Below are 15,764 nucleotides of genomic sequence, written 5' to 3'. Positions count from 1 at the left end.
ATCAGAGACTTTATTAAAAGTTTTAAAAGGGCGAATATAATTCGCTACTACACAAACGAAGTCCACCTGAGTGAGTTTTATCTATGTAATCCTTTTTTTCTAAACAAAAGCGAAATTAGCAGCAGTCAAACTTGAGGTATTAACACCATTCAAAGTAGCAACAGTTGTTGTACCGATCGCAATGTTATTACCACTGAGAGTTAGGTCACTAAAGTCAAAACCTGCACCTTGTCCACCAATACCTAAGACATCAGTGCCGATTTCAAAGTCGAGGACGGTGTTAGCAGCACTGGGTAAATCGCCGGTCAAAATCCAGAATTGGTCAACACCATCACCACCAGATAGCAAGTTACCACCACCATCTTGGACATAGAAAATATCATTACCGTCACCACCTAAAGCGCGACCATCTGCACCTAAGTAGAAGATATCATTACCTGTACCACCGGAAAGACGGTAGTCGGTGGCTTCTGTAGCGTCGATTTCATCATTGCCACTACCACCAAAAGAGCGATCGCCATCAGCTATATAAACAATATCAGTACCACTGCCTGTAAAGATGCGGTTATCACCTGCGCGGCTACCACCAAAGGGGATATCTACCTCATCATTTCCAGCACCTGTGAACACGATGTCATTGACTCCATCAAAGTCAGTTCCAGCTATCAATATATCTGCACCGGGAGTTCCTGAAATGAGTTCTCCGGGAACGTCTAGAACTGTATCTTCCCGGAAATTGAGGTTTTGGATTCTGGTATCTTCTTCTGGGGGTGTTTCCACGATATTGAAAGCTGTATTCCCACCTATGGGGAAGTTTACAGCTAAAAATTCAGCTAGTGTATCCTGTTCCGAACCATCCGCAGCAAAGGTGGCAACACCAGTTCTAGTAGCATTACTAGGTTGGGTTAAATTAACGCGATTTTCACCAAATTCAGGAAATGGGTAGTTATCACCACCACCTGCTAGGAAATCAAGGGTAATTAGGCGAATTTGCCGATTTGCATCTCCTACCAATTGCCCATTTTCCACAATTACATCTAAGATTTGACCATTGTCAGGATCGACAATAGCCAAACTACGAATGCGATCGCCTTCTGTTTGTACACTAGTCACTCTACCATTCGCATTTCGTTCAAAGACAATAGCCTGTTGACTGGGGTCAAAACTAAACTGAATCCCACTAACCTGGGGAAATTGTCCCGGAGTCGCACCTTCAGCAGTTGCTGCTACACCATATTCTAAAATTCGCTCTAATTCTGCTGCGGTTACAGTCAACAAGGATAAGCCATTATTGAATCGCAAACTATCCAGAATGTCTAGCTGGGAAATCTCCCCAGTTTGCTTACCGGAAAAGGGGTTTTCTTGGGTAGGAAGAAGTGTTCCATTTGTATCTACTTCACCAATAGCTGCGCGAATACCACCGCCATTTTTGATGGATACTTGCACAGTAGCATCAATAGTTTTAGCAAAGAACAAATTAGCATCCGCAGACAAATTACCCAAAGTTGTTTCTTGGGTTCTTACCTGTTCTCGACGGCCTTCAATAAATACCTCACTCCGACCAAAAACATTACTATCTTGTGCTGCAACCAACCCTTCAACAGCGTCGGTTAGCTGTTTAACCAGATTACCTTTTGTCCCTTCAGCAAAAGCAGCTTCTGTACTACCCCATAAAGCAATTACTTGATCCTCTGTAGTCGCAACTGGACCATTAATTACTAAATCTAAATCACTGACTTCATCCAGAGGACTACCATTAGCATCTACTAAAATGCCATTAGCATCAAAATCTACTACCAATCTTCCTACATAAGAATATTCGCCATCAGTGCTAACAATGACGGCGGGATCTCCATCTGCATTAGTGGTGACGATGGGATAGGTATTTGCCGGTGTATCTCCAGAACGCAAATTATCATCACCATTAGCCAGGATAGTATCAGAACCACCAGCTATAACTACATCTACACCGCTTAACTTGGTAATTAGTTCTTGTTCTAGGGCAATTTGTTGCAGATGTGAAACTACAATAATTTTATTAATGCCTTGGGTTTGCAGTTGATTGATCACAGGCTGCAAAATAGCAGCTAAGGCATCCATATCATTTGCTTTTGTTCCCTGTACCGTTGTCCCGGTGGGAGAAGAAATACTTTCTAATAATTGGGTGGTAGCACCAACTACACCTATTTGTTCACCACCTTTTTCAATAATTGTCGCCGGGGCAATTTTTGGTGGTGGTTGTTCCTGCCAGGGATGCTGTGGGATTTGTTTGAAAAGCTGTATTAGGGAGAATATTAGTAGTAAATAAACCAGATAAATTACTATCTGCGGCAAAATTTAAGTTAGCGGATAGGTAAGGAAATTGTGATCCTACCCATCTATCATCAGCTAAACCTGCACCCCGATATTCTGCTTCTATAATGGTTCTTAAAACTTCCGAACCCAGATCAAATTCATGATTACCAAGGGCAGAAGCATCAAAGCCAATGATATTCATAATTGAGATATCAACTCGACCACTACCTTCTCTTAAACCACCATAGCTATGATTGATGGTTTCATTGGGTAAACCGAAAATTTGATTGTAGATATCGTTAAATAAGCCACTGTTACGGAAAGTTATATCTCCTGCGGCACTAAAAAATGGACCGGCTAGGTAGTTATCTCCCGCAGACAGGGTAATGGAGTTATCAACTAAGTCTTCTAAGCTATCAACAATTGCCGCAAAGTTAGGTGCATCAGAAATTGCATCTACACCACCTTCTAGGTCAGAAGCATGGAGAATTTGCAGTCTAAAATCTGTCATGGGATAACCTCAAATCCTTCTAGAACTAGAATTGAATAAATAAGTTAAGATAGAATGAAGAAAATATAAATCAATAGTTAAATTTATTACGGTCTCTAGAACAAAAGTTAAACGCCGATATTTTGTTATATAGCAATTCCCAATCTCATGAAATACACCCCACCCGCGCTGTCGCGCACCCTCCCCTTACCAAGGGGAGGGTTGGGGAGGGGTAATTTTGTATCTAACTAGAGTGGGAAAGGCTATATCATGTCAGATTGATTACTTATGATTAAACCGGAAGAACCCCACCCTGCTGGCGCGGGAGAGGATTAAGGGGAGGGGGTGCAATGACTGTGGTAAACGTAACTAATTTCCCGGACATGATATTAAACATCTCTGGTAATTAAGTGCGTATAACCTGAAACTCTTGTAGAGACAATTTATGAATTGTCCCTACAAAAATTTTCACCAGATGTCTATTTAATACCTGCTGGTTTTATACAAAAGCGAAATTAGCAGCAGTCAAACTTGAGGTATTAACACCATTCAAAGTAGCAACAGTTGTTGTACCGATCGCAATGTTATTACCACTGAGAGTTAGGTCACTAAAGTCAAAACCTGCACCTTGTCCACCAATACCTAAGACATCAGTGCCGATTTCAAAGTCGAGGACGGTGTTAGCAGCACTGGGTAAATCGCCGGTCAAAATCCAGAATTGGTCAACACCATCACCACCAGATAGCAAGTTACCACCACCATCTTGGACATAGAAGATATCATTACCGTCACCACCTAAAGCGCGACCATCTGCACCTAAGTAGAAGATATCATTACCTGTACCACCGGAAAGACGGTAGTCGGTGGCTTCTGTAGCGTCGATTTCATCATTGCCACTACCACCAAAAGAGCGATCGCCATCAGCCACATAAATGGTATCAGTACCACTGCCAGTAAAGACGCGGTTATCACCTGCGCGGCTACCACCAAAGGGAACATCAACTTCATCGTTTCCAGCACCGGTGAAGACAATATCACTGATACCTTCAAAGTCAGTTCCAGCTATCAATATATCTGCACCGGAAGTTCCTGTAACCAAATCTTGTGCTGGTTGACCTACACCCGCAGCCAGGTTGAGGGTTTGATCTAATTTGAGGATGATGATTTCGTTGTTGTCGATATCTGGACCACGACCGACAGAGAAAGGATAATTGTTGTCATTGGCAACCAAAATGGTATTTGCGTCAATAACTAACACATTTTCAATGGTGACAAATGGGAAGTCAAAAGTAGTTTGGCCATCTCCATTAAGGTCGTTAGGGTCTTGGATATTCAACAGATCCACTACTTCGACTTTTTCAACAAAGCCGTTGGCATCTTTTTTAGACAAATCGACTTTGTAGACTTTCTTGAATTCAGCCGCATTACCTTGAGCATTATCTCTCTCAACTATCAGGTACTCATTGTTATTAATGACTGTGAAATCACCAATAGCATGACTGGGGCTTTCCAACTGATAGAAGCCTTGTAATCCTTGATATTGCCCAGAAGCGACATCAAATTTATAGATTCGCAGTGAACCGACAGGATCACCGTAAACTGTTCCTTCTAGTAAAGGATATAAGGTTTTTTGGTCGGGACTAATAGCCATACCTTCAAAACCTTGAGAACGGTTAAGATTAGAAACAACAACTTCCCCTACAAGTTGGTCGCGTACCAAATCGCCTGTACTGGGGAAGTCGGTAAAATAACCATCAATTCCCAATTCGATAAACTGTTCATATTCAGCTTTCGGATCACCATTGTAGTCTGATGCCAGAAAAAGTTCTTCATTACGGAAGGTGTAGGGATGTACAAGCAAACCTGCTTCATGGGCATCTTGGACTAAGGTGGTGGGAGTACCAAGAACTCTATCAGCTTCGTTAATTGTGCCATCACCATTGAGGTCATCTGGTTGACCATCACCATTGTTATCTACGGTGTTAGCGGGGATAATTAAACGTTTATTAGGGCCAATACCAGAGGCATACTCGACAATTTTAGCTAGTTCTGCTGGTGTGGTTAGAGCGCCGTAAGTGCGAGGATCTCCACTAACTACAAAATCATAGGGCTTTTGTGTGGCTCCCCCATAGAGTTGAATTAGTGGAATGTCAATATTCTTAGCAGGCATGAGAACATCATGTAGTTCTTGGAGATTGCCTACTTCAAAGGATTGGATAAATACCCGTTTTGGATCTGTGAAGTTATTCGCAACTAAGGTGTCAACTAGTAGCTGTCCTAAACTGGTGTTGATTTTGGTAGTTCCATCCAGGAGTGTACCTTCAGTTGCAAAGTAAGTGGGGTGTTTGGTTTCTGGATAAATACCAATTTTGCGACCTGTTTCTGTTTCTACCTGTTTGACTAAATCAATGATTTCTTGGAGAGTGGGAACTTCTAAGTTGTCATTGTCATATTCTGTTCCCCGCAGGTCTGGTAGTCTTTCGATCGCTTTGAGGGTTTTAATTTCTGCTAGGGTCAGGTCTTCGGTAAACCAACCCGTAATGGTGCGACCATCAACAACTTTAGTGGTTTTACGATCTGCAAATTCTGGACGGGTAGCAATATCTGTGCTGGTATCCGTGCGGTTAATTGTACCATCAGCATTGAGAATTGCTAAGGCGTTTTCGTGACGTGCTACTAAAATTCCGTCTTTGGTGGCTACCAAATCAGGTTCAATAAAATCAGCCCCATCTGCGATCGCTAATTTGTAAGCTGCTAAGGTATGTTCAGGACGTGAACCACTTGCACCTCTGTGACCAATAACTAAAGGTGCATTACCATCTAAGGTGTTAAACTCAGTTTTGGCAAGTACGTCGGGGTTTTGGGGCGATCTAACGAATGGACTAGTGATGCGATCGCGTACTAAGTCACCTGTGCCGGGAAAATCGGTAAAATAGCCATCAACACCCAAATTGATAAACTGTTTAAACTCTGCCGCTGGATCGCCATTATAGTCTGAGGCTAAATAACGTCCTTCGTTGCGGAAGGTGTAAGGATGTACCACCAAACCCGCATCATGGGCATCTTGGACTAAACTACTAGGAGCAGTTAAAGTTTTATCCGCATCGTTAACTGCACCATCACCATTCACATCATCCGCAGCACCATCACCATTAGCATCCACACCTTTCACAGAAACAATCATCCGTTTCCAGGGGCCAATACCATCCGCATAGGTAGCAATTTCTGCTAAACCTGCTGATGTTTGTAGATCGCCATAGGTGCGTGTGTCACCGTTAACTGTAAAATCGTATGGTCTGGCATTGACCGATTCATAAATTAGAGAACCATCAAGTGCCACATCATAAGCATCCAACAACTGAACCAGAGGAATATCAGTCTTCCCATTTAGTTCTTTGAGGTTAGCAACTTCAAAAGATTGGATAAATATCCGACTAGGATCAGTGAAATCTGCTGCTTCTAGAGTTGCTAACAGCGGATCTTCTAAAGACAATCCTAAATCATCGTGAAAAGTTGGATGTTTGGTTTCTGGATAGATACCAATTTTGCGACCCGTATCTAATTCTACCTGTTTAACTAATTCGATGATTTCCGCCAAAGTAGGAATCTCATACAAATCATTAAACACTTGAGGACGGAAACTTTGGGGCATTCTTGCCCGCAGAGTTTTGATTTCTGCCAAAGTAAAATCAGAAGCAAAGTATGCCGTCACTTCGACACCATCCAGCATTTTGGTAGATTTGCGATCAGCACCAAAAACTTCTGCTACATTGGTAGTATCATCCAGCATTGGTTCGTGACGGGCAATTAGCACACCATCCTTAGTAGAAACTAAATCTGGTTCAATGAAATCTGCACCTCGTTCAATTGCTAACTTATAAGATCCCAGAGTATGTTCTGGTAATTCACCACTTGCACCCCGATGTCCAATAACAATTGGTGCTTCCCCATTTAAGGTATTTAATGTAACGGTATTAGGTGTAGAAATAGGTGCATCTAACAATTTGCCAGTGGCATCAAAATGTAACAGATAAGGCCCAAATTCTTCACCAATCCAGATCGAACCATCTTTATCAATTACAAATGATTCAATATCAAAATCTGCACCAGTTAGTAATCTGGCACTAGTTCCTTCATTGACAATTGTGAAAGGAATCCTGTTATCAGGATCAGAAAGTTGAATAAAATCTAAAGTATTAACAGTGCCATTGCCATTTTCTGTTCCCTTAAAATCAGGATCTACTCGATGGATACGTAGTAAATAATCTGCACTATTATCTTTTGCACCGTAGCCATTATCTGACAGGAAGTAGAAACTCTTATCGTCCGCAAATTGTACACCGCTGAAACCTTGTATTGGTTGTCCTGGAAAAGGGCCGGTTCTATCATTTCCAGAAATACCATTTCCTGACGCTGGCCCTTCAGCAAAGGTATCAGCAGGGAGAGACGCAAAACCTATCAACTCAACTTGGGAAACCATATATTTAGTATCTCTACTTTTTGATTTTCGCTTTTCAGGCAATATTGAATTTCTTTTGACTCATGCCATCAAATACCCCCCTCAGTTCAACAAGAGGAGTTTATAGAAATGAAATTTTTAATTCAATTTGCTCGAAATGAGTATGGTAAAATCCTCATCTCACCAGCAATAATTTCATGAAAAGATTAAGATAATACTAAGTTAGGTAAAACACAAGATTAAGATAATCCTAAGAATTTACGAGTCAGAATAATTATTAAACCAGGAATCAACGCTTTCAAGTTTATTGTGAAACCCTCACAAATAATGTTTACAATCTTCAGCTTTTACCAGCACTAGCAAGGCATCTAGCAGAAATTTACAACTCCGATCATAATGAAGAGATTTTATGATAAAAATCTTTTTATTCACGAATAATTTTTGGTGATAATATCTATTTAAAGCTTGATTGGAATCTCCGCTTCGTCAACTTCCTGCGCTTGTAGAAATAATTACCGACTCTTCAAAATATACCTATGAAACGTATTGCATCTGTTGTTCTCGCTACTTTGATAGCGTCTATGTCAGTGTTGGGTATTGTGGAAGATGCTTCTGCACATAATACTTATCGTCGTCGTCATACGACTACCCAAGTCAGACGTTATCGGACTTGTACTGGCAGAAATCGTTACAGATATTATCATGGCAGGTATTATAGATGTCGTTACTATAGACGTAATAGAAGACATCATTGATTAGCAATTTTGTAGGTTGGGTTGACACTAAAAAACCGACATTTAGCTTGTTGTTGGGTTGCGCTGTCGCTTAACCCAACCTACAAATTTGTTGCTGAAAGCATCTTGACACTAAATCCTGACTCCTGAATTATTACACCATTTCTAATATTTACTACATCCTATTTTCGTGTATATCTATGTTTGACACCCATAGGAAAATACTCAATATCACCAGTAGGTTTTAATTCTACTTGTGGTGTTTGATATTCTGGGGAAACATAATTAGCAAATTCACTATTTAAACGCAACAATTGGGAAAGAATAGAAACAGTTATAGATTCCTTTTTTTCTGCACTACTTTCTACACCCGGTGCTAATTCCACAACTATAGATAAAAAGCGATTTTTATCTGAGTCTTCTTTTACCTGTAAAACAAATTTACCTGTTACCCATTCTCTAATTATTGGTTGTTCTAAACCGACTGTCACATTTTCTGGATAAATATTTGCACCAAAATAAGAAACTGTAAAATTAGAACGTCCAAAAACGTAAACAAATGGTAATTGATGAATTCCTCGATTTTGCTGTAATTCTGCAAAGGGGTTAAAATCCCATTTCGCTAAAAATTTCAGCATCTCTTCATAACTAATTAACCCACCTTGATCTAAGATATTATATCTAATTAAAGGAATGCCATTTTTACCAGAAAATAGCAAATTCCCATTTTCAACTTCAAAGAAGCGACTACAAGGATCATATTGTACTAATGTTGGTAAACGAGATTCACCAAATAATGCTTTAGCTGCTTGAGGATTTGCTGCTAAAAATCGCCGAATGCAAATACTTAAAGGTGTTTCGTTGCCTAAAACTCCTGCGTCTGCTGTTCCATACATGGAAGCAAAATCATAACAAAGATTTTGAGAATTTACTCTTTCACCAACTAGGTTACGCCATTCTTCACTAAATACTTCTCCTGCCATCACTAGTTTAATTTGATATTGTCCCCACTGCACATTATTGGCAATACCAGTATCAATTACATCTTTAAGAAACGGGGGATATCCTAATAAGACAACTTGCTCAAAGTTATTACCAAGTTCCTGGACAATTCGCAAGATTTCAGTTTTGTTGTTACCTGGTGTAATGATTGTGATAGGATAACCTTTACAAGCAAGATATCGACAGCAATTGGTGGTGAACATTCCCCCCACCCATGTTCCCAAGGTGAAACAAATTACAGCTAATGTCTGTTTATTATCTGCATCAAAACTATCGTGAAATATCTGTTCAAATCTCGTGGCTATTTCTAGTTCATCGGTAAGGAAGCGCGGCCAAAAGGTGGGTTTACCTGTTGAGCCAGAGGAAGCTGCGATCATATCACAGCTTCCTAATTTTCCATTATTACATAATTGGGGCAAAGAATAACGGGAAATATAATTTTCTTTATTAATTTTTGGTAATTTCTGGAAATCTTCTAATGTTTGAATATCTCCAGGGTTGATGCCTTGTTCTGTTAAAAATGCCTGGTAAGCGGGTACACTGGCAGCGACATCTTGAAATAATGTCAAAGCTATTTCTTGAGAGTCAATGTTAAGATGCTGTTCTAGTTTCTCTGCTAAGGGAGTCGATATAAAACTTTCTAATCCCAGAATTGCCCTTGCCGATGGTGTTTGGGGTTTCATAAGGCTTGTGCGTGGAAAAAATCTGGTCGCTCTTTCTCAGTATTTTATCTATAAATGCAATTTTTTAGCTATGAATCTAATCTCCTGGAAAATTTTAACAGCAGCTGCTTTAAGCGTTACTATTCCTTGCCTTCCCTCCAATTCATTGATGCCTACGACTCCTCATTCAACAACTCACCTGAGCCAAAGTAGTCAACCAATTTTCACATTAAAAGAGTCGGAAAGAGTTCCAGCAATTATGATTAGCTCTGATGGCAAAAAATTAATTGGTGGTAGTCGGTCAGGAAGCATTAAAATTTGGAACTTGCAAACTGGTAAACTTCTGAATACTCTGACAGAAAAATCAGAAGGAATTACCTCTATTGCTATGGGTGCAGCAAACAGTCAGATTCTCGTCAGTGGAGATATTGATCATACCGTCAAGGTTTGGAATCTGTCTACAAAAAAACTACTTTTAACTATCGGGGGACATTCACTGCCAGTAGAAACAGTTGCAATCAGTGCTGACGGCAAAACACTTGTCAGTGGTAGTGATGACCGTCAAATCCAGTTTTGGAATTTACAAACCGGAATACTACTCCATACTCTTGTAGGACATTTAGATTATATTAGTCGTGTTGCTATTAGTCCCAATGGTCAAATTCTTGTCAGTGGTAGTGGTGGAGCAGCTACAGAAGAGATTAAACTGTGGAATCTGCATACTGGAAAACTCTTGCACAGTATGAATCATCCACCGGGTATTGCTGCATTGGCTATCAGTTTGGATAACAAAATTTTGATTAGTGGCAGTTTTGGTCAGCTTGTGGATAAAGATAGTGCCATTAACACTATCAAACTTTGGGAATTAAGTACAGGTAAATTGTTACGTGATTTTAGTCAGAATACAGATTCAATTAATTCAATCATCCTGACTCCAGATGGAAAAACCATGATTACCGGCAACTTTAATGGCAAAATCAAATTCTGGAATTGGCGAACTGGGGAACTACTTTCCACTATCAGAGGTGATACAACTCCGGTAGAGGCAATTGCTATCAGTCCTGATCAAAAAATTCTAGCTAGTAGTAGCGAAGATGGGACAATTAGAATTTGGCAACTCCCATAATAAATATTAGCTTTTTACCTACTCTTAATTAATCCTTTAAGATTAGATGGGACATATCAAACTTGCTTGAATTCTTTCTGGAGAAATATCAATGACCATTTCCATGTACAAAGCTTCAATACCCGTATCTATTCACTCACTGAATAATCTGATAGGTATTCTTGAAAAAGGTGCTAAATATGCAGAAACAAAAAAAATAGATCCTGCTGTTTTGATTAATAGTCGTCTATATCCAGATATGCTTCAATTATCAAGACAAGTACAAATTGCCACCGATATAGTAAACAGAGGTCTTGCCAGACTAGCAGGAACAGAAGCACCTAAATTTGAGGATACTGAAACCACATTCCCTCAACTTATTGACCGTGTTCAGAAAACGATCTCTCATTTAAATACTTTTAAACCTGAGCAAATCGACGGTTTAGAGGAGAAAGCAATTACCTTAGAGGTGGGTGGTAACACTCTTTCTTTTCAAGGAATGCCATATCTCCTGTATTTTATTTTACCAAATCTTTATTTCCATGTCACAACAACCTATAACATTCTCCGACACTGCGGTGTAGAAGTTGGCAAAAGAGACTTCCTTGGTGAGCCATAGAAAGTTTCAATAGGCTTCATAGCAGTAGGGAAGAGAGTTGTTATTTAGTCAATTTTCTCTCGTTTTATCTCGTTCCCATACTCTGTATGGGAATGGATTTTAGAAGGCTCTGCCTTCCATGTAAAGTAGAGGCAGAGCCTCTTGTTTGCATTCCCAGTCAGAGACTGGGAACGAGATATATGGATCGTCTACTCCCGACAAATCCACATCTTGAACACGCACAATATCAATGTCTGGGGCTTGGCAAAGAACACCTCGCACAATTTGGTTATTAAAGTTTTCGTCAGCCAGGAATCGAGTCATTTTAGATTACCTGGATTGATTTCGCCTAGCGAGTAGACGATCGCGTATTCCTAAAGGGCTAAAACGTTGTTCAGCTTCCTGCTGAATTATATTTGCTTGACGTTGACGTTCTGCAAGGTATATATTTACCTCATTCCGATGTCTAAGGTAGTAACCAATAACTAGGTAGATATCTGATAATTGAAGCGATGGATACTGCTCCCCTATCTCCTCTGGCGTGCAACCCTCAAGAAAAGTAGTAATAACAGTATCAAGGGTTACACGAGTTTTGGCAACTCTTACAACACCTTGAGGATCAGTCTCTATTGGTGCGGGTTCAAGGGAAATTGCTAGAGTCATAGACTTTATCTAGTTTCTACCTCACATAATAGCAAATACTGAATCAATTTTAACTTTTATGGCTTATGGGAGAAGTCATTGTAAGGATAATGGCACAATTGAGCGGTAAGCGATCGCCATCTTAATTGCTGAGACAAGATCAGTGAAAAAACGAGACGCGGTTGGGTTTCATAGTTTAACTAACCTACGGCGAGCGATCGTACTATAGCTATAATAGATAAATACCATGATTCTCTATTATTATATTATGACGACAAAATTAATCCAAAAAGTTATAGAAACAGTTAAAAGTTTACCAATAGAAGAACAAAGTAATATTCTTCAACGTTGGTTATATGAGTTAGAAACACATAAAATTGCTCAATCAAATCAATCTCAAGTTAAATTATCGGAATTACTTCTTTTACCTGAATTAGAAGAAACTGAAACGTTGTTTGAACGAGATCAAGACACAGGTAGAGATATTATATTATGAAATATTTATTAGATACTTGTGTTATTTCTGAATATGTAAAAAAACAACCCAATCAACAAGTTATTAACTGGATAGATGAGCAAAAAGAAAGTAGTTTATTCATTAGCATTATAACTATAGCTGAAATCAAAAAAGGAATTGTGAAAATAGAAAAATCTCAACCAAGTCGCTATCAAAAACTAGAGCAATGGCTACAAAAACTTGCACAAAGATTTAAGAATAGAACTTTACCGTTAAATGAGAATATTCTTGATACTTGGGCAAAAATTTGTGGTCAATCTGAAGCACAAGGGAAAAAACTACCGATTATGGATAGTTTAATAGCTGCCACTGCATCTGCTCCTCCAAAAAATCGAAAGGCTAAGTTGCGCGGTGGCTAGTATCCTTTATATCACCACCCATATCTCTCGCCCGTCCACTCCAACGTGTTGTTAGACCGGGCTTTCTCGATAAGTTCACAACTTCTCTTCCGCTTTCGGCCTGCTTCTTACGTAAGTCTGCAAATATTGCGTCCAAGTCATAGTTGAAGGACTTGGCGTACTTTTCACGAATTTGGTGGATTTCTTCGACAATTTCATCTGTCCACATGATCTAATCTCCCATTAATTCGTTAGGTGTGCAAAGAATAGGCAGAACATAACCGAAATCGAGACTAATCTCTGCCAACTTTCCCTGGATTTGAGCATTGGCAATATGCTTACAATTCCACGTTAGCAGATAATCCATGCCGTGGACGGTAGCAGCGGCAATGTGAATTGCGTCCACCTTCGCTTTTGGAGGCAGATTACTCCGAGCAAGAAATTGTGCAGCTAAACCTTGTACAACTTCGTTTAATTCCAACAAGGGGAAGTTTCGCAGTATGTCTAATCGTTGAGTTGCAATCTTTGCGTCTCCCTGTGCCACTTCGTCTAGGACAGCCTCCGACGTGTAAAGCATGAAGGCATTTCGTCGAAACTCCCACCAGTCCCTGGTTATCTCCATATTTGCAGCTAGGATCAGATTTTTGGTTGATCTGGCTGTGAGATAGCCCAAGATGCTGGTTTCGATGTAAACGGTTTCACTCATATGGAATAGGTTTGGGGTCTTTCCATTTTATGTCTGTTTGGCTTAGGAACATTGTGTGTGAGTCAGTCTCAATACAAATAAAAATAAGGTGCGTTAATCAAATGTAACGCACCCTACAAGATTGGCGATCGCACTATCACTTAAGGCGTAAGCAGACCCTTTTCAAACATCCTCTAACTTAGAATCTTTTTTATCCTTATTCTGAGTCTTTCATCGTCATCATTTTATACGTTACTCCTGCACCAATAGCCGCAAAGGTCAGTACGATTGCCCAACCAGCCGGATTCGAGATTAAAAATAGACCAGCTGGAATGCCTGTTGATGCTGCTGGAGGTCCTAGTAAAGCTGCCGGTGCCCCTACACCAAGTGTATGCGCAAGAATAGCTCCAAGCCCCGCAGTATTACCAGCTATCAGCCCACTCATCCCTACTCTTTTCATAATAGTAAGTGGAGACACTCCTATTTTCTCTAACATATGTGATGTGGACAAAATAAAGACATCTTTACTGCTATTCTCGATACGATCAAGTACAGTCAAATAAAGCTGCTGAATCCATGTTTGTCCATCAGGATTTACTTTTTCGAGATTAGTATTATCTACAGCTACAGATGGAATCGCATGGACAGTATCGTTACTCAATTGAAGTTTTAATAACGCTGCATGAATACGTTTGGTTCGTTCATCTAAATATTCGTCAAGACGTGAGACTGATACCATATCCGAGCAAGTGAATACAATAATCGCCTTTTTCCAAAATAATTCACCGAATGCTTCCGTAATTAAACGCAATCCTCTTTGCTCACTAGCATCAACTCTAGGTTCGTTTAAACGGCTAACAAATAGAACTGAATCAATAGTGTATGGAATTTTTTGACGCATCAACTCTATATATTGAGCATCATTGTCTGACCCTTCTGTATCGCACAAGCCCGGAGTGTCAACTACGCGAACGATGACTCCATGTAAATCGGTTTCATGGATATCAATATTTGTTGTACAGGGATCAAAATCATTAACAGGCGCGACTCTAGCGCCCATTAACGAATTAAGTGTGCTAGATTTTCCAACTCCTGTTCTACCAATAAGTAAAAAAGTGAAGGTTTTACCCTTGGCTTTGTTTAAACGCTCTTTTAACTCTTCAACCACTGCCTTTACCTCTTCTGATAATGAATCATAAATATCTTCAGGTAGAATATCTGGACTGAAATCAGCCATTTCAAAAGTCCCTGTCTGCTCTGGTAACGGCTCGTAGGTGTCTGCATATAGAGCCTCTAGGCTAGAATTATCTCCCCTAAAAGGTTGAGATTTTGTAAGTTTTTCAAGTTCATCATGACTTCTCTCGATCCCTTGCTTTAGGTTTTGAATTTGATTTTTGAGCTTTTCCTTTCCAATTGGATCATCTTCGTAGTCTAATTTCGTTTCGTACTCTCCAAGTAATCCAACCATGAGTAACAATCTTGTTTCGAGATATTCGATCCGCTTTTGCTTCCAATTCATAATTTCTCACGTTATTTATTGCGAAGTTTGGTTTTCCAGCGCTCCCATGCTTCTCTTATCTTGACTCCAGCACTCAATCCTAATTCACCCTCATATGAAAGAATAAACGGGATGATTGGAATAGAAACTTTCAATGCGTGCTTTGTATCTAGAGTTGGATAATTTAAAGCCTCAATGATCGCTTCATTACCGCTTGGTAGTGCAAAATCTTTTCCTCTCATCGAAGCCATGGCTTGTTTTAATTGTGCAACTACCAACTTAATTTCTTCTTCACTAACTTGATTGGAATCAATTGCTTTTAATACAGCCTCTACTTCAACTATTTGAGCTTCTTCAAGTTGTCTTGTTATAGGTTCAATTATAGCCGTTTCTTCAGTAGTAAAGTGTGCCAAAACAGCTTGATAAAAAGCTACTTGACCCCCCGCAAGCCAGTTTAGCTTTTCGTCTATCTGCTGTAATTGGCTTTCAATGATTGAGATTTGTTCTTGTGGTTGCTTATTGGCTAGTTGTTTTTGGATGAGCATTAACTCCTTCTCATAGTTGTCGCGTTGTTGTCTCAAATCTTCAATGCGGCGACGATATTTATTTTTTGTTCCTGGGTCAGACTCATCTAGTAGTTCCACCTCATAATCGTTCAGTAATGATAGAACTCTGGTAACATTGACTTCCAGTTGCTTCAAGCGCATTTGCGTGATAGCAGATAGCATATAGAACCTAA

At 39.8% G+C, this 15,764-nt stretch carries 13 protein-coding genes and 1 pseudogene; 5 read left to right on the top strand and 9 right to left on the bottom strand.

Annotation, left to right across the window (positions count from 1 at the left end; genetic code table 11):
• Positions 1-99: 99 nt before the first annotated feature.
• Both ACOWPH_RS18905 and ACOWPH_RS18900 read right to left on the bottom strand, forming a co-directional pair.
• On the bottom strand, positions 100-2,334 hold the full coding sequence (locus tag ACOWPH_RS18905) for a 5'-nucleotidase C-terminal domain-containing protein (protein ID WP_422665610.1): 2,235 nt from the start codon (positions 2,332-2,334) through the stop codon (positions 100-102).
• Between the two features lie 950 nt (positions 2,335-3,284).
• Positions 3,285-7,256: pseudogene (locus ACOWPH_RS18900) on the bottom strand (glycerophosphodiester phosphodiesterase family protein); the annotation flags it as partial.
• A gap of 524 nt (positions 7,257-7,780) precedes the next feature.
• On the opposite strand from ACOWPH_RS18900, the gene ACOWPH_RS18895 reads away from it, so the two are divergent.
• Positions 7,781-7,999: a hypothetical protein gene (locus ACOWPH_RS18895; protein ID WP_015216929.1), complete on the top strand. Its 219-nt coding sequence runs from the start codon at positions 7,781-7,783 to the stop codon at positions 7,997-7,999.
• 161 nt (positions 8,000-8,160) lie between these two features.
• Here the strand turns inward: ACOWPH_RS18895 and ACOWPH_RS18890 are convergent, their stop codons facing one another.
• The gene (locus ACOWPH_RS18890; RefSeq protein WP_015216928.1) at positions 8,161-9,663 is read right to left on the bottom strand and encodes a phenylacetate--CoA ligase family protein; all 1,503 of its coding nucleotides are present in this window, start codon (positions 9,661-9,663) and stop codon (positions 8,161-8,163) included.
• Positions 9,664-9,733: 70 nt separating this feature from the next.
• On the opposite strand from ACOWPH_RS18890, the gene ACOWPH_RS18885 reads away from it, so the two are divergent.
• Both ACOWPH_RS18885 and ACOWPH_RS18880 read left to right on the top strand, forming a co-directional pair.
• Positions 9,734-10,768 carry a WD40 repeat domain-containing protein gene (locus ACOWPH_RS18885; protein ID WP_015216927.1) on the top strand — a complete coding sequence of 345 codons (1,035 nt, stop codon included), beginning with the start codon at positions 9,734-9,736 and terminating at the stop codon, positions 10,766-10,768.
• Positions 10,769-10,859: 91 nt separating this feature from the next.
• A complete protein-coding gene (locus tag ACOWPH_RS18880; protein WP_015216926.1) occupies positions 10,860-11,366 on the top strand; it encodes a DUF1993 domain-containing protein in 507 nt (168 codons plus the stop codon).
• A 99-nt stretch (positions 11,367-11,465) separates the two neighbouring features.
• Here ACOWPH_RS18880 and ACOWPH_RS18875 read toward each other — a convergent pair whose 3' ends face one another.
• Together ACOWPH_RS18875 and ACOWPH_RS18870 are read right to left on the bottom strand one after the other, a co-directional pair.
• Positions 11,466-11,669 carry a hypothetical protein gene (locus ACOWPH_RS18875; protein ID WP_015216925.1) on the bottom strand — a complete coding sequence of 68 codons (204 nt, stop codon included), beginning with the start codon at positions 11,667-11,669 and terminating at the stop codon, positions 11,466-11,468.
• A gap of 6 nt (positions 11,670-11,675) precedes the next feature.
• A complete protein-coding gene (locus ACOWPH_RS18870; protein WP_015216924.1) occupies positions 11,676-12,008 on the bottom strand; it encodes a DUF433 domain-containing protein in 333 nt (110 codons plus the stop codon).
• Between the two features lie 247 nt (positions 12,009-12,255).
• On the opposite strand from ACOWPH_RS18870, the gene ACOWPH_RS18865 reads away from it, so the two are divergent.
• Both ACOWPH_RS18865 and ACOWPH_RS18860 read left to right on the top strand, forming a co-directional pair.
• Positions 12,256-12,483 carry a hypothetical protein gene (locus tag ACOWPH_RS18865; RefSeq protein ID WP_150111050.1) on the top strand — a complete coding sequence of 76 codons (228 nt, stop codon included), beginning with the start codon at positions 12,256-12,258 and terminating at the stop codon, positions 12,481-12,483.
• On the top strand, positions 12,480-12,863 hold the full coding sequence (locus tag ACOWPH_RS18860; protein ID WP_015216922.1) for a type II toxin-antitoxin system VapC family toxin: 384 nt from the start codon (positions 12,480-12,482) through the stop codon (positions 12,861-12,863). The genes ACOWPH_RS18865 and ACOWPH_RS18860 overlap by 4 nt, the downstream gene beginning before the upstream one ends.
• Here the strand turns inward: ACOWPH_RS18860 and ACOWPH_RS18855 are convergent.
• The 4 genes from ACOWPH_RS18855 to ACOWPH_RS18840 form a co-directional block, all read right to left on the bottom strand.
• The gene (locus ACOWPH_RS18855) at positions 12,844-13,071 is read right to left on the bottom strand and encodes a hypothetical protein (protein ID WP_015216921.1); all 228 of its coding nucleotides are present in this window, start codon (positions 13,069-13,071) and stop codon (positions 12,844-12,846) included. The genes ACOWPH_RS18860 and ACOWPH_RS18855 overlap by 20 nt on opposite strands.
• 3 nt (positions 13,072-13,074) lie before the next feature.
• A complete protein-coding gene (locus ACOWPH_RS18850; RefSeq protein WP_015216920.1) occupies positions 13,075-13,548 on the bottom strand; it encodes a type II toxin-antitoxin system VapC family toxin in 474 nt (157 codons plus the stop codon).
• A 196-nt stretch (positions 13,549-13,744) separates the two neighbouring features.
• Entirely contained in the window at positions 13,745-15,046 is a 1,302-nt protein-coding gene (locus ACOWPH_RS18845; protein ID WP_015216919.1) for a GTPase, read from the bottom strand.
• Between the two features lie 11 nt (positions 15,047-15,057).
• The gene (locus tag ACOWPH_RS18840; protein WP_015216918.1) at positions 15,058-15,753 is read right to left on the bottom strand and encodes a hypothetical protein; all 696 of its coding nucleotides are present in this window, start codon (positions 15,751-15,753) and stop codon (positions 15,058-15,060) included.
• Between the last annotated feature and the right edge of the window lie 11 nt (positions 15,754-15,764).

The organism is Anabaena sp. PCC 7938 (assembly GCF_049315035.1).
In the GTDB taxonomy this organism is placed as follows: Bacteria; Cyanobacteriota; Cyanobacteriia; order Cyanobacteriales; family Nostocaceae; genus Anabaena; species Anabaena cylindrica.
This window is presented reverse-complemented; position numbering and strand designations above follow the sequence as displayed.

Bases quoted from the DNA above. Each gene is read 5' to 3' on its own strand.
- ACOWPH_RS18895 (WP_015216929.1), top strand. From the start codon at position 7,781: ATGAAACGTATTGCATCTGTTGTTCTCGCTACTTTGATAGCGTCTATG.
- ACOWPH_RS18890 (WP_015216928.1), bottom strand. From the start codon at position 9,663: ATGAAACCCCAAACACCATCGGCAAGGGCAATTCTGGGATTAGAAAGT.
- ACOWPH_RS18885 (WP_015216927.1), top strand. From the start codon at position 9,734: ATGAATCTAATCTCCTGGAAAATTTTAACAGCAGCTGCTTTAAGCGTT.
- ACOWPH_RS18880 (WP_015216926.1), top strand. From the start codon at position 10,860: ATGACCATTTCCATGTACAAAGCTTCAATACCCGTATCTATTCACTCA.
- ACOWPH_RS18875 (WP_015216925.1), bottom strand. From the start codon at position 11,669: ATGACTCGATTCCTGGCTGACGAAAACTTTAATAACCAAATTGTGCGA.
- ACOWPH_RS18870 (WP_015216924.1), bottom strand. From the start codon at position 12,008: ATGACTCTAGCAATTTCCCTTGAACCCGCACCAATAGAGACTGATCCT.
- ACOWPH_RS18865 (WP_150111050.1), top strand. From the start codon at position 12,256: ATGACGACAAAATTAATCCAAAAAGTTATAGAAACAGTTAAAAGTTTA.
- ACOWPH_RS18860 (WP_015216922.1), top strand. From the start codon at position 12,480: ATGAAATATTTATTAGATACTTGTGTTATTTCTGAATATGTAAAAAAA.
- ACOWPH_RS18855 (WP_015216921.1), bottom strand. From the start codon at position 13,071: ATGTGGACAGATGAAATTGTCGAAGAAATCCACCAAATTCGTGAAAAG.
- ACOWPH_RS18850 (WP_015216920.1), bottom strand. From the start codon at position 13,548: ATGAGTGAAACCGTTTACATCGAAACCAGCATCTTGGGCTATCTCACA.
- ACOWPH_RS18845 (WP_015216919.1), bottom strand. From the start codon at position 15,046: ATGAATTGGAAGCAAAAGCGGATCGAATATCTCGAAACAAGATTGTTA.
- ACOWPH_RS18840 (WP_015216918.1), bottom strand. From the start codon at position 15,753: ATGCTATCTGCTATCACGCAAATGCGCTTGAAGCAACTGGAAGTCAAT.